The sequence below is a fragment of the Parabacteroides timonensis genome (genome assembly GCF_900128505.1).
GTDB lineage: Bacteria > Bacteroidota > Bacteroidia > Bacteroidales > Tannerellaceae > Parabacteroides > Parabacteroides timonensis.
On sequence record NZ_LT669941.1, the window covers coordinates 460,751 to 481,937 of the forward strand.

The 21,187-nt window shown below is 46.3% G+C and carries 15 protein-coding genes; 8 read left to right on the forward strand and 7 right to left on the reverse strand.

The window, feature by feature from the left end; all coding sequences use genetic code 11:
* Positions 1-3,348: a transcription-repair coupling factor gene (gene mfd, locus BQ7394_RS09435; protein WP_075557212.1), complete on the reverse strand. Its 3,348-nt coding sequence runs from the start codon at positions 3,346-3,348 to the stop codon at positions 1-3.
* A gap of 233 nt (positions 3,349-3,581) precedes the next feature.
* Here mfd and BQ7394_RS09440 point away from each other — a divergent pair, with 233 nt between their 5' ends.
* The 5 genes from BQ7394_RS09440 (at position 3,582) to BQ7394_RS09460 (ending at position 12,561) form a co-directional block, all read left to right on the forward strand.
* Positions 3,582-4,319 carry a polyprenol monophosphomannose synthase gene (locus BQ7394_RS09440; RefSeq protein ID WP_075557213.1) on the forward strand — a complete coding sequence of 246 codons (738 nt, stop codon included), beginning with the start codon at positions 3,582-3,584 and terminating at the stop codon, positions 4,317-4,319.
* A 10-nt stretch (positions 4,320-4,329) separates the two neighbouring features.
* The gene (locus BQ7394_RS09445; RefSeq protein WP_075557214.1) at positions 4,330-6,513 is read left to right on the forward strand and encodes a polysaccharide lyase 8 family protein; all 2,184 of its coding nucleotides are present in this window, start codon (positions 4,330-4,332) and stop codon (positions 6,511-6,513) included.
* A gap of 125 nt (positions 6,514-6,638) precedes the next feature.
* Positions 6,639-9,794 (forward strand): glycosyl hydrolase, encoded by a 3,156-nt coding sequence (locus BQ7394_RS09450; protein WP_075557215.1) that lies wholly within the window; start codon positions 6,639-6,641, stop codon positions 9,792-9,794.
* 64 nt (positions 9,795-9,858) lie between these two features.
* Positions 9,859-11,199: a dihydroorotase gene (locus BQ7394_RS09455; protein WP_075557216.1), complete on the forward strand. Its 1,341-nt coding sequence runs from the start codon at positions 9,859-9,861 to the stop codon at positions 11,197-11,199.
* A 3-nt stretch (positions 11,200-11,202) separates the two neighbouring features.
* Positions 11,203-12,561, forward strand: a complete 1,359-nt coding sequence (locus BQ7394_RS09460; RefSeq protein ID WP_075557217.1) for an MATE family efflux transporter — start codon at positions 11,203-11,205, stop codon at positions 12,559-12,561.
* Between the two features lie 173 nt (positions 12,562-12,734).
* On the opposite strand, the gene BQ7394_RS09465 is transcribed toward BQ7394_RS09460, so the two are convergent.
* From BQ7394_RS09465 to BQ7394_RS09490, 6 genes are all read right to left on the reverse strand, one after another.
* Positions 12,735-13,280, reverse strand: a complete 546-nt coding sequence (locus tag BQ7394_RS09465; protein WP_075557218.1) for a 7-carboxy-7-deazaguanine synthase QueE — start codon at positions 13,278-13,280, stop codon at positions 12,735-12,737.
* Positions 13,267-13,599, reverse strand: a complete 333-nt coding sequence (queD, locus tag BQ7394_RS09470; RefSeq protein ID WP_075559954.1) for a 6-carboxytetrahydropterin synthase QueD — start codon at positions 13,597-13,599, stop codon at positions 13,267-13,269. Before queD ends, BQ7394_RS09465 begins: the two co-directional genes overlap by 14 nt.
* 494 nt (positions 13,600-14,093) lie before the next feature.
* A complete protein-coding gene (locus BQ7394_RS09475; RefSeq protein WP_075557219.1) occupies positions 14,094-15,653 on the reverse strand; it encodes an STN and carboxypeptidase regulatory-like domain-containing protein in 1,560 nt (519 codons plus the stop codon).
* A gap of 20 nt (positions 15,654-15,673) precedes the next feature.
* Complete coding sequence (locus tag BQ7394_RS09480; protein WP_075557220.1) at positions 15,674-16,522, reverse strand: FecR family protein; 849 nt, start codon at positions 16,520-16,522, stop codon at positions 15,674-15,676.
* Positions 16,519-17,070 carry an RNA polymerase sigma-70 factor gene (locus tag BQ7394_RS09485; RefSeq protein ID WP_075557221.1) on the reverse strand — a complete coding sequence of 184 codons (552 nt, stop codon included), beginning with the start codon at positions 17,068-17,070 and terminating at the stop codon, positions 16,519-16,521. Before BQ7394_RS09485 ends, BQ7394_RS09480 begins: the two co-directional genes overlap by 4 nt.
* Positions 17,071-17,123: 53 nt before the next feature.
* Positions 17,124-18,398: a carboxypeptidase-like regulatory domain-containing protein gene (locus tag BQ7394_RS09490; protein ID WP_075557222.1), complete on the reverse strand. Its 1,275-nt coding sequence runs from the start codon at positions 18,396-18,398 to the stop codon at positions 17,124-17,126.
* Positions 18,399-18,551: 153 nt separating this feature from the next.
* Between BQ7394_RS09490 and BQ7394_RS09495 the strand changes: the two genes are divergently transcribed.
* From BQ7394_RS09495 to BQ7394_RS09505, 3 genes are read left to right on the forward strand one after another with little or no spacing between them, the layout of a single operon-like run.
* On the forward strand, positions 18,552-19,739 hold the full coding sequence (locus tag BQ7394_RS09495) for an aldo/keto reductase (protein WP_075559955.1): 1,188 nt from the start codon (positions 18,552-18,554) through the stop codon (positions 19,737-19,739).
* Positions 19,740-19,751: 12 nt separating this feature from the next.
* A complete protein-coding gene (locus BQ7394_RS09500) occupies positions 19,752-20,612 on the forward strand; it encodes a DUF6599 family protein (RefSeq protein WP_075557223.1) in 861 nt (286 codons plus the stop codon).
* Between the two features lie 11 nt (positions 20,613-20,623).
* Positions 20,624-20,971 (forward strand): MGMT family protein, encoded by a 348-nt coding sequence (locus BQ7394_RS09505; protein WP_075557224.1) that lies wholly within the window; start codon positions 20,624-20,626, stop codon positions 20,969-20,971.
* Positions 20,972-21,187 lie beyond the last annotated feature (216 nt).

Here is a 21,187-nt window from a genome sequence, read left to right on the forward strand (position 1 = left end):
TTAGGATTTCTCAATTTCTTCAAGCAGTGCGCAGGCGGTTTCTACTGTACTGACATTCTTTACGACGATACTGCGCTTACCGTTCACATCCCGGATCATACATTCGCGGGGATGTTTTTGTATGAATGCTAATAATTTATCGAATGCTTCGCTCTGGTAATACGGGCTGTCCTGGTTAGCTACCAGGAAGATACTCATCTGTCCTTTTTTCATGACCAGCTTCTCCATACCCAGTTTCCTGGCTATGCGGCGAAGGCGTACGATACGGATCAATTCTTTTCCTTCCTTCGGTATTTTACCGAAACGGTCTTTCAGGCGTTCGGTAAAGGCAAGGATATCGCGTTCCTCTTCCATCTTGTCCAGTTCGCGATAGAGCGAGATACGCTCCGAGTCGTTGGGGATATACGTAGGAGGGAACATCAGTTCCAGATCACTTTCGATATGTGTTTCGCGGATATATTCGCTGCCCGAATCCCGTTTGCTATCGTCTGCATCGGCATAGAGATCGGCGAACTCGTCGCTCTTTAGTTCGTCTACTGCTTCTTCCAGTATCTTCTGGTATGTCTCGTAACCGAGGTCGGCAATGAAACCGCTTTGTTCGGCTCCCAGCATATTTCCGGCACCGCGTATATCGAGGTCTTGCATGGCGATATGGATACCACTTCCCAGCTCGGAGAAGTTCTCGATAGCTTGCAGGCGGCGACGTGCTTCCTGAGTCAGCGAAGAGAGAGGAGGGGAGAGCAGGTAACAGAAGGCTTTGCGGTTGCTTCGTCCCACACGTCCGCGCAACTGGTGCAGATCGGACAAACCGAACTGCTGTGCATTATTGATAATGATGGTGTTGGCATTCGGTACGTCGATGCCGCTTTCCACGATACTGGTGGCGATCAGTACATCGTATTCGTAGTTCACGAAGTCGAGGATGATCTTTTCCAGTTTATCCGGCTCCATCTGTCCGTGGCCGACAGCTATGCGGGCATCGGGGACTTCCCGGCGTACAAGCTGTTCTATTTCGTAAATGTTCTGAATGCGGTTGTTGATAAAGAACACCTGCCCATTACGGCTCATTTCGAAATTGATCGCTTCGCGGATAATGTCCGGGTTAAAACGTTCCACTTCCGTTTGTACCGGATAACGGTTGGGCGGCGGAGTCGTAATGCTGCTCAGGTCGCGCGCACCCATCAGTGAGAACTGCAACGTTCGCGGAATAGGCGTAGCCGTCATGGTCAATGTGTCTACATTCACCTTCATCTGGCGAAGCTTTTCTTTGACGGAGACACCGAACTTCTGCTCTTCGTCGATAACCAGTAATCCCAGGTCTTTGAACTTCACGTCTTTGCTGACGATACGGTGTGTGCCGATCAGTATATTCACTTTTCCATCCGCCACATCATTCAATGTCGCTTTGATTTGTGCCGATGTCCGGGCCCGGCTGATATAATCGATCCGGCAGGGGAAATCTTTCAGGCGTTCCGAGAAGGTCTGGAAATGCTGGAAAGCCAGTACCGTAGTCGGCACTAACACAGCTACCTGTTTATTGTCGGAAACCGCTTTGAAAGCGGCACGGATAGCTACTTCGGTCTTTCCGAAGCCCACATCACCGCAGATCAGACGATCCATCGGGCGTGAGTTTTCCATATCCTCCTTAACATCGGCCGTCGCTTTCATCTGGTCGGGCGTATCTTCGTAGATGAAGCTTGCTTCCAGTTCGTGCTGCATGAAACTGTCGGGCGAGTAGGAGAAACCTTTCTCCTGTTTGCGCTGGGAGTAGAGGATGATAAGGTCGCGGGCAATATCTTTGACCTTTTTCTTCGTTTTCTCCTTCATCTTTTCCCAGGCTCCTGTTCCCAGTTTGTTCAGTTTGGGAGCTTCACCGCTGTCTTTCCCTTTATATTTGGAGAGTTTGTGAAGCGAATGGATGCTGACGAAGATGATATCGTTGTTCTGGTAGATCAGTTTGATCGCTTCCTGTATCTTGCCGTTCACTTCGGTGCGCACCAGTCCGCCGAACTGTCCGACGCCGTGATCGATATGTACGATGTAATCGCCTGTGCTGAACTGGTTCAGTTCCTTGAGCGACAGTGTGAGCTTTCCGCTTCGTGCCTTTTCACTTTTCAGGTTGAATTTATGGAAACGGTCGAAGAGTTGGTGATCGGTGAAAAGACAGATGCGCAGGGTCTCGTCGGCAAAACCTTCGTGTATAGTCTTGTTGACCGGCGTGAAGGGGATATTCTCTCCCCGGTCTTCGAAGATGGCCCGGATGCGGGTAGCCTGTTTTTCTACGTCGCTTAATATATATAATGTATAGCCGTTCTCCAGATAACTCTGGAAAGAACTGCTTACCATATCGAAATTCTTATGATAGATAGGCTGTGCCTGTGTATTGAAGGACAGTGTTGCATCGGCAACGCCTGTGGGTCGTACCCCGAAATGCATCCGGCGGAAGTTTAATGCTGCCCGTAGGAAATCCTTCCCGGTCACCAGCTTGGCACGCATCTTGTCGATGTCGGCAAACGACTCTTCGTCTCCTACGACCGGCTCTTCGTTCCAAAGGCTGTCGATCCGTTCCTTTGTCCAGGCCAGGTCTTTAGCCGCCAGGATCGTTTGGGCTGGCAGTGAGTCGAGTAGCAGGGTATTGGTACGGTTGCTCTTGTTCATTTCCGGAACGATATAGATACTTTCCAGTTTCTCTTTGGATAGCTGCGTTTCCACATCGAACGTACGGATCGTTTCCACCTCTTTTCCGAAGAAGTCGATACGGTAGGGAAACTCGTACGAGAACGAGAATACGTCGAGGATACTCCCGCGGAGGGCGTATTGTCCGGGCTCGTATACATAATCAACCTGCTCGAAACCGTATTCGTCGAGTACATCGGAAACAAACATGTTGTCCAGCTTCTCGCCGACGCTGATCTTTAGTGTGTTCTTTTTCAGCTCGTCGCGCGATATAACCTTTTCAGCCAGTGCGTCGGGATAAGAGACGATAACGAACGGTGCTTTCGGGTCTTGCAGGACGCTGAGCACTTCGGTACGCAGGATCTCGTTGGCCGGATCGACGTGTCCATATTTGATTGCCCGGCGATAGGCGGAAGGGAAGAAGTAAATATCGCTGCTGCCGGTCAACTGAATCAGGTCGTGATAAAAGTAGCCGGCTTCTTCCTGGTCGTTAAGTATGCACACATAGCTTCCCCTTCTTTTTAAAAAAAGAGAAGCGATTGTCATTGCTGCGCCCGATCCGTTTAACCCTTTGAGGAATATATTGTTTGACGTATTATCGTTCAAAAGGGCATCTAAAGCAGTTATCTGTGGGTGGGCGCCAAATATCTTAAGTAATTCTTGTACCTCCATTAAAATAGTTGACAGTTGACAAGTGACAGTTTACAGATGCAAATGTCACTGTAATGTTTTACAAAGGTAGACTTTTTGTTCAAAATAGTATAGACTAATAAGCTTAAATCAACTAAAATATGTACCTTCGCGCTTAAGTTAACAGTTGACAGTGGATAGTTGACGCTTAAATAGATGCTTGGGGCAACTGTCCACTGTCACTTGTCAACTGTCAACTAATAGAATTGTAGATTATGTCAGACAGTATTGTTATTATTCCTACCTACAACGAGAAAGAGAATGTTGAGAATATTATCCGTGCGGTATTCGGGTTGGAAAAGAACTTTGATATTTTGATTATAGATGATGGATCGCCCGACGGTACGGCCGATATTGTGAAGCGTTTGCAAAAGGAGTTCCCGGAACGTCTATTCATGGTGGAGAGACAAGGAAAACTAGGATTGGGAACAGCTTATATCTGCGGTTTCAAGTGGGCGATCGAACATAAGTACGATTTCATCTTCGAAATGGATGCCGACTTCAGTCATAACCCGAATGATCTTCCTAAATTATATGCTGCCTGCACGGAGCAGGGAGGCGATGTCGCTATCGGTTCGCGTTACAGCAATGGCGTAAACGTGGTGAACTGGCCGCTCGGTCGCGTTCTGATGTCTTATTATGCATCTGTATATGTCCGTTTCGTTACCGGGATGAAGGTGCAGGATACGACAGCCGGTTTCAAATGTTATCGTCGCGAAGTGCTTGAAACGATCGATCTCGATCATATTCATTTTAAAGGATATGCTTTCCAGATCGAGATGAAGTTTACTGCTTATAAGTGCGGCTTTAAATTGGTGGAAGTACCTATTATCTTCATTAACCGTGTATTGGGAACGTCGAAAATGAACTCTTCCATCTTCGGAGAGGCGTTGTTCGGTGTGCTTAAGCTGAAGTGGTGGAGCCTGTTCCGTAAGTATCCGCAGAAGAAGTAGGAGGATACTTATGAAACTCTTTAGAAATACCTTATTGTTATCCGCACTTTTGTTTCTGTCTGTGAATGTGTTTTCGCAGACACCCGGTGAAGAGCTAGAGCATATCCGGCAAAACTATATCCAATCTTTAATCGACTCCAACGATGATTCCGACCTGTTGAACCGTATTCTGTCGGGTATTCCGCCCGAAACGGAAATGTCGGATCAGATGGTCGTCGAGTTGCATCAGCGGTATCCCTTCAACATGGAGGAGATAAAAGGTTATATGGAACAGATCAATGAAGACGGTTCCTGGCCGGATATCAATTATGCGGATACCAAACGCAGCGGATGGGATGCGAAAAAGCATGCCGACCGTGTGTTGGAACTGGCTAAATTATATCATGCCGAGGGACCGTCCTGCACCTGGTCGCCCCGCTTCTCGACCGTGATCCATCAGGCACTCGATTATTGGTTTCGTACGAAGCCGGTCTGCAAGAACTGGTGGTATAACGAGATCGGCATTCCCAAGACTTTCGGTCCGGCTTTTATCCTGCTCCGTACACAGATGACGCCAGCCGAACAGAAGGAGGCCGTGAAGGTGATGGACAACGCACATTTCGGTATGACAGGACAAAATAAAGTATGGCTGGCCGGAAACGTATTGATGAAAGGGCTTTTACTAGACGATTATGAATTGGTGAAGGCTGCCCGCGACACGATCGTTTCCGAAATAACCACCGGACGCGAGGAGGGAATCAAGGGAGACTGGAGTTTCCACCAGCACGGGCCGCAGCAGCAATTCGGCAACTATGGACTGGCTTATCTTTCGGAGATGAGTTTTTACTCGGGATTGTTTGCCGGAACATCATTTGCCTTGAATACCGAACAGCAATCTATCCTGAATAACCTGTTGACGGAAGGTTACCGCTGGATCATCTGGCGTGGCTATATGGATGTAAATGCACTCGACCGCCAGTTGTTCCATAATGCTCCCATCCACAAGGCTCTTGCTATGGGAAATGCTGCGAACTCGCTCCGAAGAGGAAGTTCTCCTGCCGATGCCGGGAAGCTACAAGCTTTCCTCGACGATAATTACCCACCGCAACAACCCCGGGGAACTGCCTTTACCGGACAGAAACATTTCTGGGACTCGGACCAGACCATTCACCGTGCGCCGAAGTGGATGGCTTCCATAAAGATGGCTTCCGAGCGGGTGATTGGTACGGAACTTGTCAACGAAGACAATCTGAAAGGTTTTTATATGGGCGACGGTGCCACTTATATCTATCGTAACGGGGACGAATATATGAATGTTTTCCCTTTCTGGGATTGGCGTAAAATACCAGGTATAACTTCTTACGAGAGTGATGCACCGGTTCCGTCTCCACGTAGTTATGGTGCACATACCCGCAATGAAACGGCTTTTGTCGGAGGCGTGACCGATGGTCGCACAGGTATGACAGCTATGATCTTGAACCGTGACGGCCTTAACGCCCGTAAATCGTGGGTGATTACCGATGATTTCATGTTATGCCTGGGAGCCGGTATCCAGTCGGACAGTACGCTGAATATAACAACTTCCATCGATCAGCGGAAGAAGCGGAGCGAATTGTCTTACTTCGAGAACAACCGCTGGAATCCGGTGAACGGTACGTTTACCGCCACTGGAAAGGCGTTGCGTTTCTTCCACGATAGTATTGGTTATATCCTGATGCAACCGGAGAACTGTGTGGCAATCTCAGAAAAGCGTTCCGGACGCTGGTCTGACTTTATGGGCTCATACACGCCGCAGACGGTGGAAGGAGAGGTGATATCTCTGTATATCCGTCACCAAAAGCAGGCTCCGGCCTCTTACCAATACCTTATCCTGCCGGCTTCTACCGCCGAACGAACGGCTTCTTTCCGCACGGAAGATATCCGTATACTTCGTAATGATGCCTCTATGCAGGCGGTGGCAATACCTGGTTCTTATTATATTACCGCTTACGAAGAAGGAACGATCCGTCTGGCAACCGATCTGTCGCTGGAGATAAAAACGCCGGGTATTTACAAGATCGAAGAGAAAGACGGTAATATTCGTATCGATGCCGCCGATCCTACTCATACACAATCTTCTTTATCTATGAAGATCAACGATTATGACCTGAAGATAATCGTACCATCCGATCATGCTCCGGGGCAAAGTCTTTCTGCCGTTTGTGCCGCAATATAGATTCAGACCTGTCAGATTTGAAAGATATACTGTCATTTTTATAAGCAGTCAGGGAGGATATAAGGTTTATTTTTGTCTGTATAAAAGCTCTCCGGAGTTTATTGTTATCTGTAAATTGATAGACTATGACGAAAATAACACTTCTATCCTCCCTTGCCATTGGGGCTTGTCTGAGTTTCCTTTCCTGTAATAAAGGAGATATATCGGAGAACGATGCTTCTTTTGCCGATATCGAACAAGGTTTCCGTATGATCCCCGACAGTACACAGATTGGTGTTTACTGGTACTGGATTTCCGACAATATATCAAAAGAAGGTGTCGAACGGGATCTGGAAGCGATGAAGGTAGCCGGGATAAACCGTGCGTTTATCGGTAACATCGGTATAGACGGTATTGATTATGGCGATAATAAATTGTTAAGCCCTGAGTGGTGGGAGATATTGCATGCCGCATTGAAGAAGGCCACGGAGCTGGATATCGAGATCGGAATATTTAATAGCCCGGGATGGAGCCAGTCCGGAGGTCCTTGGGTGAAAAGTTCACAAGCCATGCGTTATCTGACCTCTGCCGATACGATTGTAACCGGGCCTAAGCGTATGCAACTGGTTTTACCCTCTGTGGGAAAAGACGAACAGGATGTATGCGTTATCGCTTATCCTTCGCCGGGTAAGGCAGTAGCGGAAAAGAGTTGGACCATAAATAAGAAGTCCGGGCAGCCGGCTTCCTCCGTCTTGATCTTCGATGGAGAAGAAACTATACGTACATTAATCTATCAGGCTAACACTCCTTTTAAAACAACTGCAAAACTGTGGGTTAAAAAGGGAGGGCAGGAAAAACTGGTACGGCAGTTCACTATCGACCGGAGTAATCCGGCTCTTAATGTGGGCTTTATTCCTTACGCTCCGGTTGTTATCTCTCTACCGGAAACCACTGCTTCGCAGTTTCGTCTGGAGATGTCCGCCGAGGGAGACGGTGTAGGGGAAGTGACACTTTCTTCTTCTCCGATGGTAGAGCGCTATCCTGAAAAGTCGTTAGCCAAGATGTTCCAGACTCCGTTGCCTATGTGGGATGATTATCTCTGGGAGAAACAGCCGGCCGTGAACGATGCTTCTTTACTGGTCTCTCCGGAGGCGATTAAAGACCTGACGGTTTTCTCCCGAGAAGGGGTGTTGGACTGGGAAGTGCCTGAAGGAGACTGGGTGATCCGCCGGATGGTTATGTTGCCGACAGGTGTAACGAACTCCCCGGCAGCGCCCGAAGCAACCGGGCCTGAGATCGATAAGATGAGCCGGGAACATGTGGCTTTCCATTTCGATGCCTTTATCGGCGAGATATTGAAACGTATCCCGGAAGCCGACAGGAAAAGCTTTAAAGTCGTAGTACAGGATAGTTATGAAACCGGAGGACAAAACTGGACGGATGATATGATTGCTGTTTTCAGAGAACGCTACGGATATGATCCGGTTCCTTACCTTCCGGCCTTGAATGGGGTTGTAGTGGGAAGTCCAGATCTGTCAGACCGTTTCCTATGGGACTTGCGGCGGTTGGTGGCCGACCGGGTTTCTTACGATTATGTAGGTGGCTTGCGGGATGTTTGCCATCAGTACGGATTGACAACCTGGCTGGAGAATTACGGGCATTGGGGATTTCCGGGTGAATTTCTGCAATATGGCGGACAGTCTGACGAGATAGCCGGAGAGTTCTGGAGTGAAGGTTCGCTGGGAGATATCGAGAACCGGGCTGCCTCTTCCTGCGGACATATCTATGGGAAGAAACGGATCTGGGCCGAGTCGTTTACCAGCGGTGGACCTGCTTTCAGCCGTTATCCTTACCTGATGAAGCAACGTGGGGACCGCTTCTTTACGGAAGGGATAAACAGCACTTTATTACATTTGTTTATTCATCAGCCGTTTGAAGACCGTGAACCGGGATTGGATGCCTGGTTCGGAAACGAATTCAACCGGAAGAATACCTGGTTCAGCCAGATGGATGTTTTCATCGAATATCTGAAAAGATGTAATTTCATGCTGCAACAAGGCCAATATGTAGCAGATGTTGCCTATTTCATCGGAGAAGATGCTCCCAAGATGACCGGTGTCTGTACACCGGAACTCCCGACAGGGTATTCTTTCGACTATATCAATGGAGAAGTTCTGCTGGAACATGCAACAGTGGAAGGTGGCAACATCGTTTTATCGAGTGGAATGAAATATCGTCTGCTTGTTTTGCCCCAGTTGGAAACAATGCGTCCGGAAGTACTGCGGAAGATAAAGGAGTTGTTGTTGGCTGGTGCCTGCATTATGGGACCTGCCCCTGTCTGTTCTCCCAGCCTGAGCAATTATCCGGCAGCCGACCAGGAAGTAAACTCTTTGGCTGCTGAACTTTGGGGCAATCAAACGGAACCAATGCGTACTATCGGAAAGGGACGTTTATTTATGCCGTCCACCTCTTTGCAGCCTGTATTGGATGCTCTGGATATAAAAGCCGATTTAAGCGTTGCTTCGGATAGTCCTGTTTTGTTTATTCATCGTGCGACACAGGAAGGTGATATTTATTTCATTTCTAACCAGAGTGAAACACCGATTGAGATAACTCCTTCTTTCCGTGTGACTGGTAAAATACCGGAACTTTGGAATCCGTTGACGGCAGAGATACGTAGCTTGCCCGAGTTTACGTGTTCCGGTGGAGCAACAACCGTCCCTATACGTCTGGAAGGTTATGAAAGTTCATTTATTATTTTCCGTAAGAAAGGTGCTCCCAAGGGAACGACTGCCCGGAATTATCCGCGTAAAGAGATACTTGCCGCAATAACTTCTCCCTGGCAAGTCACTTTTGAAAAGGGGAAAAGAGGGCCTGAGGGAACCGTTGCTTTTCCGGAGCTAAAGGACTGGACAAAGCATGCCGATCCTTCTATCCGTTATTTCTCAGGAAAGGCAGTTTACACCAATCGGATCACACTGGATGAATTACCGCAGAAAGCACTTTACCTGGATCTGGGAAAAGTTATGGTGATGGCGAAAGTAAAGATCAACGGACAATATGCCGGTGGTGTCTGGACAACGCCTTACCGCCTGCCTGTCGGGGAGTTCCTGCAAAAAGGAGAAAACCTGATCGAAGTGGAAGTAGTGAATAACTGGATGAATCGTTTGATCGGCGATGAAGCATTACCCGAAAATGAACGGGCTACCTGGACAAACGTGAATCCCTGGAAATCCGACTCGCCTCTGCAATCGTCCGGTTTGCTCGGTCCGGTAGAAATTCAGGCTTATTCTTATGAATAACCGCTCCGGCTTGTGTTGTTTTTGAATAGAATCATGTACATTTGTGACAATAAACACAAAATATATGAATAAAATTCTGATAAAAAACGCTTGCATCATTAACGAGGGACGTATGTTTAAGGGATCAGTCCTCATTGATGGAGATAAGATAGCCGAAGTTATTGAAGGAACCGTTCCTGAAACGACAGGAAACGTACAGGTAATCGATGCCGAAGGTAAACTCCTGTTGCCGGGAGCCATCGACGACCAGGTGCATTTCCGCGAACCGGGCCTGACGCATAAGGGAGACATAGCCAGTGAAAGCCGTGCCGCCGTAGCCGGTGGTATAACGACCTTTATGGATATGCCGAACACCAAGCCGCAGACAACTACCGTCACCGATCTGGAATGGAAGTTACAACGAGGTGCGGAAACCTCTGCTGCCAACTATTCTTTCTTTTTCGGAGGAACGAACGATAACATGGATGAGATCCGTAAACTGGATCGTAGCCGTGTGCCGGGCTTGAAGCTCTTTCTCGGTTCTTCAACGGGAAATATGCTGGTAGATAAAAAAGAAAGTCTCGAACGTATCTTCGGCGAAGCAGATATGCTGATTGCCATCCATGCGGAAAAAGAAGAAGTGATCAAACGTAACCTGGCCTATTACACCGGACTGTATGGCGAGAATCTCGATATTTCCTACCATAGCAAGATCAGAAGTGAAGAGGCTTGTTATGCATCCTCTTCGGAAGCGGTAGAATTGGCAACGCGCCTGAACTCCCGTTTACATATTCTCCATCTGTCTACCGCCAAAGAGTTGACATTGCTGAGTAACGCAATCCCTTTGAGCGAAAAGAAAATTACAGGCGAGGTATGTGTGCACCATCTCTGGTTCCACGATGGCGATTATGCTAAGTACGGCAACCGGATCAAATGGAACCCTTCCATCAAGACGCTGGCCGACCGTATCGCTTTGCGTGATGCGGTTAAAAATAATACGATCGATATCGTGGCTACCGACCATGCTCCGCACTTATTGTCGGAGAAGGAGGGAAGCTGCCTAAAGGCTGCTTCGGGTGGTCCGTTGGTACAACATTCATTGGTGGCTATGCTCGAAATGGTCGCTGAAGGTTGTTTTACGTATGAAAAGGTGGTGGAAAAGATGGCACATATGCCGGCAGAACTATTCCATATCGACCGTCGCGGATATATCCGTCCGGGTTATTATGCCGACCTTGTACTGGTCGATCCGGAAAAGAGCTGGACAGTTGCTCCCGAAAATATAATGTATAAATGCGGCTGGTCGCCTTTTGAAGGAACGACCTTCCATCACAGTGTCTCCCAAACATTCGTGAACGGAGAGCTGGTTTATGATAATGGCAACATCAATGATACCGTTCGGGGAATGGAAGTCCGGTATATTTGATTCATGAATAATATATACGAAGAGCGGCTGGGTACCGATAGGATGTTGCCGCTTGTTTTCCGGATGGCACTTCCTGCGGTAGTTGCCCAGATGGTCAATTTGCTTTATAATATAGTAGACCGCATTTATATCGGCCATATTCCCGGAATAGGAACTCCGGCGTTGGCCGGTATCGGTGTAGCAGGTTCTATTATTATCCTGATCTCCGCTTTTTCTGCTATCGTGGCCGGTGGAGGTGCTCCGCTTGCTGCTATTGCACTCGGGCAGGGTAACCGTCAGCAGGCCGGAAGGATACTTGGGAATGGTTTTGTCCTGTTATTATTATTCACGGTCCTGACATCCAGCCTGTCATATATATTCATGGAGCCGATATTGTTGTTTACCGGCGCATCCGAACAAACGCTGGGGTATGCGACAGACTATCTTTCGATCTATCTTATCGGAACCTTGTTTGTGGAGATATCGGTCGGTTTGAATACTTTTATCAATACGCAGGGACGTCCTGCCATAGCGATGTGGTCGGTGGTGATTGGTGCCATACTCAATATCCTGCTCGATCCGCTTTTCATTTTTGTATTCAATATGGGGGTGAAAGGTGCGGCCTTGGCCACTATTATCTCGCAGGCCGCCACTGCTATCTGGGTGTTGTCGTTCCTGACTTCTTCCCGTGCTTCCCTGCGGCTCGAAGTCAATTATATGAAACCGGATAAAAAGGTGATCGGGGCTATACTGGCACTTGGCGCTTCACCTTTTATTATGGCAAGTACCGAAAGCCTGGTCGGTTTCGTTCTGAACGGGACATTGAAGACGTTTGGGGACATTTATGTGAGTGCATTGACTGTCATGCAGAGCGCCATGCTTTTTGTGAGTGTGCCGCTTACCGGGTTTGCCTTGGGTTTTGTACCCATAGTGAGTTATAATTACGGACATGGAAACAAGAAACGGGTAAAGGAATGTTTCAAGATAGCGATGACCTTTATGTTCCTGTTCAACTTAATTTTGATGTTGTTGATGATCTTGTTCCCGTCGGTTATCGCTTCTGCTTTTACGTCAGACCAGGAACTGATACAAACAGTAACGGAAGTGATGCCTGTCTTTTTAGCGGGAATGACCATTTTCGGTTTGCAACGTGCCTGCCAGAATATGTTCGTTGCTCTCGGGCAGGCCAAGATATCTATCTTTATCGCATTGCTTCGTAAGGTCTTTCTACTTGTCCCGCTGGCCCTGATCTTGCCGCGTTTCATGGGGATGATCGGCGTTTATTCAGCGGAGGCTATATCAGATGCGACGGCAGCCATTTGTTGTACGATTATTTTTGCCATACAGTTTCCGAAGATCTTGAATAAAATGACTGCATTGTAAGAAAATGTTTTGAATTTGTTTTTGTCAGAAGGGAATGTTTCACATATTGTCAGTTTTGAATGTAGTTTCGTTGGTAGGGGCGGTTCGCGAACCGCCCTTACAGGCGCCGTCATAATGGAACAGGCAGGTTCAATATTTTCTATATTAGAATACCCTTTTATATATGTAACCGATCAAGGTATATCGATCAACTTATGGGTTTGCAGGCTGAGTTGCCATTCCGGATGCTGCAGGATGTATTTTACAATCTCTGCCGTATTCCTGCATGAACAAGGTTGTATGTAATGATGTTTTGCCGGCAGGTCGATGTAGGCCGATAGATCCTGGCCCAGATAGACTACCTTTACTTCATCCATCCTGTCGATACGGATTGGTGCACCTTCTTTCGGCGAACAAGTCACCCAGTCGATACCTTCCGGTAACTTCCGGGTCCCATTTGTCTCTATACATATATACTTGCCTGCTTTGTGGAGCAGGTCGATGAACTCTTCATCGATCCATAAAGAAGGTTCTCCACCGGTCAGAACGACCAGGTTGGACGGATAGACAGAGATAGCCTTGATGATTTCTTCATCGGACATCAATGTTCCTTCCTCATGTTCTGTATCGCAAAAACTACACTTTAGGTTACATCCTGAAAAACGGATAAAGATTGCTGCTTTTCCTGTGTGATAACCTTCGCCTTGCAGGCTGTAAAAAATCTCATTAATCTTTCTCATAGATCGCTGTGTTTGATTCTGATTCTTTTATTTCTACTCTGTAGCAGGTGGGTAGCTGGTCACAGATCCACCGTGCAATGTTCTCTGCCGTCGGGTTAAAGGGGAGAACTTCATTTAAATTTTGATGATCGAGTTTGCTCTTGATAGTCTCTTTGATATGGCTGAAATCGATTACCATACCATCGGCGTTCAATTCTTTCGAGCGACAATAAACTGTGATGATCCAGTTGTGACCATGCAGGTTCTCACATTTACTGGAATAGGAAAGTTTCAGGCTATGTGCTGCTGAAACCTCCATTCGCTTAATTACGGTATACATGGAAAAAAGATAATTTAAACGTTTATACTCTGTACCTGATGTCACCTTGATACGGGTGCAAAAATACACAAAATACACATGCAACCATCGGTTCCCTACCTGTCGTATTTATTAAAAAAACATTTGTATATTTGCAAGTATTAGAATGTTAACTCCCTTTCTTTGCGAGAAGGAAAATAGATATAAAGTAGCAATAAGTAAAAATACTTGCGTTATTTTGCTTGCTATTCGATGAAATATGTGTGCATTTGTGTTGGTAAACCAATATTTAAGCAACGGGAGAAAATGTTAAAAAAAAGAAGAAGCTGCAAATAAGTTTCGATAATTTTAAAAATGTGTTTTATAATATCTTTTTTTATTTGCGCAGTAACATAAAATCCCGCATCTTTGCATGCAGATAACCTAAACAATCTTTTTGCCTTAAAGACTAATACCTATTAAAAACCTATAAAGAGGGCCTTTGAGAAAAGGCCCTCTTTATGATTTTTAAGCCCTTAGTAACCTGTTTCTTCTATCTTCGACGATATTTTACCTATTGCTTCATTCAGTTTTTCTTCCGGTGGAATGACATTAAAGTTTCCCCAAAAACCTTCATCATAGCTAAATTTTGTTTCAGAAAAGACGGTTCGGGTCGATAATGTTTCTTTTCGTGTAAAACGGTTAACATTAACAGTGTCTGTTTTACATATAACCATTTCGAACCAGACGTGCAGGGGAGTGCTACCGAATATTTGCTTCTTTCGCTTTATTTTGAAATGCAAGTCACCCCTTACATGATTAATATAATAAGTTCCGTTCCAGGGTTTGTAAGTAACGGTGTAAATAACCTTTTGAGGTGTGATTTTCAAGTTGCGGCTCTTCTTTTCAACCAGCATGCCGGCAGCTTCTTTCACGTATTTGGGATGCAACTCGAATTCGGCACGAAGCAGTGCACTGTTCTCTGCGTCGATATATAAGTTTCCTTTGTAGAGCGGCAAAGTGATGAAGTCGCGTTGCTCGAAAGAGATCACGTTGGCCATCCGGTTATCTATGACCGTTATATCTGAATGGGCAAAGACATAAGGATAGTTTATCTCGCTTTCAGGCATCAGGAAATCAGGCATATCTTTCATTACATCCAGCATAAGACTGGCATTGAGTCCTGATTTCATTTTAGCAATTACCGTGTCTTTATCCTGGTTGCTGGAGATACGTCGCATCTTTAACAGTTTTAACTGATCGGTCCCAGGACGGTTCGTGTAAGCCGTTTTATAAATTTTAAAAATGCCTTCCGTCAGGCTGACGAACTTATTTTTCCGTTCGATCCCTTCCCGGTAGAACGAGGTCATATAGACCGGTTGTTGTGAATAGTTTTCCTCCTTTTTATCCTGCATTTCGCGTAATAATCGTAGAGGATTCGCGATGCGGACCACTACTTCCTGCAGGGAAATGACTTTGGGCTCCAGGGTAAGCATACTGTAACGCTCTGCTAGCAACGATGCTGACATTTCGAGCGGCTGATAACCTAAATGAGAAAAAGTGATTTGGGATTGGCGTAAAGAGTCCGGCAGACGGAGTCTGAATTCTCCTCCCTGGTTGGTGATGCTTCCGATAGCCTCCTCACTGATACCGACAGTGGCGAAGGGGATAGGCTCGTTCGTATATTTGTCGCGCAGCAGACCTTCCAGTGTGAAATAACGAATACTGTCCGGAAGGACCGGTTCCGCTTCTGCCGGAGTCGTTTTTATGGGGGGCGAGATCAGTATGTGATTTCCTATCACCCGGAGCCCAAGTTCTTTATTGCCTGTGATCAGGTAGATTGCTTCCCTGACGGAATATTTCCCGCCTGGTATTTTGACTATCTGTTCGTTATTGATAATTTTACTGTCGTAGATGAAAAGGTAACCGGATTGTTCGGACACTTCTCCCAACAGATGGTAAATCGTTTCCTTGTTTTTGGAAAGGTGAATGACACGGTCGAGAATATCGTTATCGTCCGCCTGCAAAGGAACTGCTACGGCTAATAGCAGTCCGATGAGGAAGTAGAGTGTGCGATATGTGATGGTCCGTTTCACCTCGTGTTGTTTTTATCCTGTTAGTTCTCATGCAGCGTAAATACATTCTTATCACGTGTATATTTCAAGTTCAAGGCTGCGCAGATCAGTTCCGCTATGCTCTCCGGCGAATTGTTGGAGAAAGTAACGGTGAGTGTCCGGCTTTCTAAAGCAGGTATGGCCTGCAAACGTATATCACCCGTGTTGAGGTTGATAATACGGAGTATGTCGGCCAGTCGTTCGTCTTTGAAACGTATTTGCTGCGTTATCTCGGAAAATTGATCCGGGTTTTCCGTCTGGCTTACCTGAAGCTTACGTGAAGAGAGAGTTGCCGTTTCACCGGCTTTTACATAGACATCCTGCCCGCTCTTTTTCAGCGTCACCTTCACCATTCCCCGCTGTACGGAGAGTTCGAAAGGTTGCGAGCCGTCGCTTTTCACATTAAAAGCCGTTCCGAGTACTTCGATACGTGTATCTTCCGTTTCGATCAGGAAAGGCCGGGCACGGTTTCCTGCTATATCGAAAAGAGCATTCCCCTGCAGGGATATTTCTCTTTTATCCGGCTGGAAATGTTCCGGGTAATGGATCGCTGCGTTCCCTGCCAGATATACGATGGAACCGTCTTCAAGTGTGGTAGCCAGCGTTATTGTTTCTTTATTCTGCCGGGTAAGCAGGTTACGGTCGATAACCTTTTCTGTCTGATTGAAATAGTTAATTGATAAATAGGTGCAAAGTAATATGACAGCCGCTGCTGTCCATTTGAATGCAGTCAGACGAAGCGATGGACGAGGTGTCTCCGCTTGGGTGATCAGACCGTCCTTCTCCAGGCGATTGTAAAGTGTTGTCCACGCCTGGTCCGTTTTTCTGTTGTTCTTTTCTTTCCGAGTCATACTGTTTGTGTATAATTCTCAATTTCTTTTCTGAGCATTTGAAGTGCCTTTGTCATTTCGGCTTCCACTGTTTTGACCGACAAGGAGAGGGTAGAGGCTATCTCTGCATATTTCTTCCCTTCGAAGCGGTGCATCCGGAAGATGCGAAGCCGGCGTTCCGGCAGCTTTTTGAGTGTGCTGTTTATCAGCGTTTCCAACTCTTTGTATTCCAGTTGATCCTGTGGGTCGGAAGGTTTACTTTCCTGATCTCCTGAAAGTACGTTTTCCCGGTACCGGTTGCGTACTTCCAGATGTTCACAGTATTGGAGAGCCTGGTTGCGTACCGCCCCGTACAAGTAACTTTTCAGGGAGAGGAACACTTGCAGTTTCTCTTTTTCTTTCCAGAATACATAAAACAACTCTTGAACAATTTCCTCGGCCACGTCCCTGTTACCCGTGATACCCGCGGCATACAGGCAAAGAGGAGAGTAATAGAGCCGGAAGATACCTTCAAAAGCTTTGACGTCCCCCTCTTTAATCTTAGTAAGTACGAATAAATCGTTCAGCATGCCGTGGATCTTAATGATTAGAGTCCTTCAAATGTACGAAAAGATATTGAAATTTATTTCTGTTGCTTTTTTAATTTGTTTACAGCACTGTCCAGCGATTCCGTAGGTTCGATGATATTGTAAGCACCCCAGAAATCTTCATCCATAAAGTTTTCCACCTTGTCGGACAGCGACTGCGATTCTTTAAATGCCATCTTGAACGGGATACCGCCTACGTTGTCCTCTCTACCGTCTGTCACGACCATTTCCGAAATGATGGTGTAATTGGTAGAGAACAGTTTACGTTTCCAGTCACATTTAAATCGTACCCCGTTGCGTACATAGTTCAGATAAGTTACGCCGTTCCTTTCCTTATAAGTAACCAGGTAGGCCACTTCAAGCGGGCGGAAGCGTAATCCGAACGGTTTCTTTTTGAGGATAGCCTGGGTCGCTTTGTTGCGGTCGTCCATACTCAGGTTGAATTCTGCACGGGTAAATGAGAGTCGTTCCTTGTCGATGTAGAGTTTTCCGTAATACAGGGCATACGGCATGATGACCTGGGGCTGGAAACTGATTACATACTGCGGACGGTTATCTATATTGGTTGATTCTTCCATTTTGAAAGTATAATAAGGCAGGCATTCCAGGTCGAGCATTACATCCGGGTTCTTCACAATATCGACATAGATCGACATGTTTGGGCCACCGAGCAGCTTAACGGCCAGTGTGTCGCTTTTCTTCTGGCTCAACAGCTTACGACCTTTATAGATCTGTACCCGGTCGCGGTCTGCCGACTCGTTATACGGAGTTTTGTAGACATCGATCACAGCTTCCGATATGTTGATATATCTTTTTCCCTTTTGGGCCGTTTCACGATAGAAGCCGGTCAGCATATTTGTTTTCTTGCTGTAATTTGCCGGGATCTTCCGGATCGCTTGCTCCACGATGAGGCGAGGGTCGCTGGCATGGATGATGATCTCGTCGAGCATATTCTCGTAAGGAGTCATCCAGACAGTCAGGTCGGAGATATTGTTGCCGTTGACTTCTACCTTATTATTATAGTATCCGATATGCGATACTTCTACCGCTTTTACATGAGAAGCATCTTTGATCTTGAAAGAGAATTCCCCTTCCTCGTTGGTGATGGTTCCTGAGTTACTACCTGGGATGGAGATATTTACATATTCCAGCCGTTTCTTGTTTTGCTTATCTTTTACGACTCCGCTTACGGTGATATATTCGGCGTTGGCATCGTCGCGCTCCAACTCTTGTGCCTGTAGCGGACTTATCCCTACTACTAATAATATGATCAGCAAAAACCGGACGGATTGTCTATACTGCGTTTTCATCTCTGTATTGTTTTAAAGGTGAATATTACTCGTTTGTATTACTAAGATCGTTCAGGAAGTAAATACCCTATGGAAAAAACGAATTATTTTGATAAATCTTTCTATATTTGTGAGGCACAGGCGGATAAATACACACATATAATTATATATCCTATGAAAACCAAACGTGTTAATCGAAGAGATTTTTTCAGGCTTTCAGCCACTGCAGGTGTTAGTGCCATCCTTGTTCCGGGGGCTGCTGCAGTTTCCCGTACAGGTTTGTTACCCGATAATGAGAATGAAATCCCTGTCCGTACGCTTGGTAGGACGGGTGTAAAACTTCCTATCCTGAGTATGGGAGTGATGCGTGCCGATAATCCGAATGTGGTAAGGGCGGCCTACAATTCCGGTATATTCCATTTCGATACGGCTCATGGCTACCAGAATGGAAAGAATGAAGAAATGCTGGGGAAGTTCTTTACCGGCAAACCTCGCGACAGTTTCTTTATTGCGACAAAGGGGAAATTCGATTATCCGTTGAGCGAAGATTTCGAGCAAACATATACTGACCTGATCGATCTGAGCCTGCAACGCCTGAATATGGATCATGTAGACCTGTTCTATACACATGCATTGGATAAAGTGGAAGAGGTGAAAGACGAACGTGTGATTGCCGTCCTGAAGAAGTTTAAGGAAGAAGGCAAAACCCGTTTCATCGGATTTTCTGCACATGCCGGTAAGCCGGAACTGCTGGATGCCGCTGTCGAAACCGGAATTTATGATGTGATATTGCTGAGTTACAATTTTAAACTCTCTAACCTGAAAGAAACGGAAGAAGCGATTGCCCGTGCCGCTAAAGCCGGGATCGGCCTGGTTGCCATGAAGACCATGACCGGAGGAACCGAAGATGCCGAAGGCAAAAAGAAGATTAATGCCGAGGCCTGTTTGAAATGGGCCTGGAAAAATGAACATATTACGACTGCCATCCCCGGTTTTTCCAATTACGACGAACTGGAGGAATGTCTGGCAGCCGCTCGCAACCCGCAGCTGACTTCCGGCGAGCAGGAATATCTGGCCTCCCTTTGCGGACAGGAAATGTTGTATTGCCAGCAATGCGGAAAGTGCCAAACGCAATGTCCCGAGCATCTTCCTATTCCCGATATTATGCGGGCTTATATGTATGCCTATGGCTATAAATATTCGAGAATGTCGAAAGAGACACTGGCGGAATTGGAGCTTTCGCCGGATATCTGTTCCAACTGTGAGACCTGTCAGGTGATTTGTCCGTCCGGTTTCGATGTATCGGCAAAGATTGCCGCTATCACGCCGGTTATGCAGGTGCCGAATGAATTTCTGACTTAATAATACCGACTTATGAGATACATTAATTATTTGTTGCTCTTGTTTCTTTTGCCTTTTTGTCCACTGAGTGCGCAGACGCCTGACGAACTGAAATCATGGCTGCCTGCAGTGGATGGTTGGACCCTATCGGAAGAGGTGGAAGTCTTCAATCCCGATAACCTGTTTGACCGGATCAATGGAGCTGCTCCGCTTTTTATCGAGAATAATTTCAGGGAAATGACTTCAATGGAGTATAAGAAGGGCTCCGACTATATAACTATACAGGCTTACCGGCATGCAACACCGGAAGATGCATTCGGCATGTATTCTTCGGAGCGTTCGTCCGATCTCGCATACCTTCCGATCGGGGGAGAAGCACAAGGGGATAAGACCAATCTTTATTTCTTTGCAGGGAATATGTATTTAAAGATATGGAGTAATGCCACCGGGGACGTATCCGGGGAATTGCAAACAATAGGAAATGGGTTGGCTGAAAAGATAGACCCGAATGCCGCTTATCCGTTGGCAGTCCGTTTGTTCCCTGAAGAAGGTAAAGTACCTTATTCAGCCAGTTATATAACTTCCAATTTTATCGGTCACGAGTTTCTGCGTGCTGTTTACACCGCGAAATACGAATGTGACGGACAAAGTTTCCAGTTATTTATACTGGATGGAAGTAGTCCGGAAGGAGTAAAAGAGGTATTGACGCAATATATGGCTTTCACCAAGCAGTCACAGGAATTAAAAGAGGGTGAACTGCTTATAAAAGACCGGTATAACGGAGACATCCCGTCTATCTGGAAAGGACGTTACCTGATCGGTGTCTTCAATGAGAATGGAGATACGATAACCGGCGGGGATAAACTATTGAATGAAGTGGCGGGAAAACTTTAATGATTTTGTAAATGTCAAACTTTGATAAGGCAGACTTTATACAGGCTGTCTACCAGATGGTAAAAACGGTTCCGCACGGGCGTGCCACCAGTTACGGGGCAATAGCCCGTTCCATCGGTTATCCGAATATGTCGCGGATGGTCGGGACTGTATTAGGTAATTGCAATAGTGAGGAAACGGGCATCCCTGCTTATCGGGTAGTAAACAGCCAGGGGATTTTATCCGGCAAAGAAGCTTTCGGCACTCCGACGGAAATGCAGGAGAAGCTGGCAGAAGAAGGTATTATGGTTGAGAATAACCGTATTAAGGACTGGAAGCATGTGTTCTGGGATCCGATGAAAGAGATTGATACCTATTAATAATAAGCTCGGGAGAAATTAGGTAATAGCATATTACCCTTTAGTTGTTAAGTCAGGACTTATTATAATTACGGTGTACAGGCTAGACTACCAGGGTGTACACCATAATCGATTACCCTGTACACCCTGGTTGACTATCCTGTACAGGATGGAAATAAAAGGTCGTGATTTAGTACTTAGTTGTTCATGATCAATGTGCTAGTTGTATGGCATAAA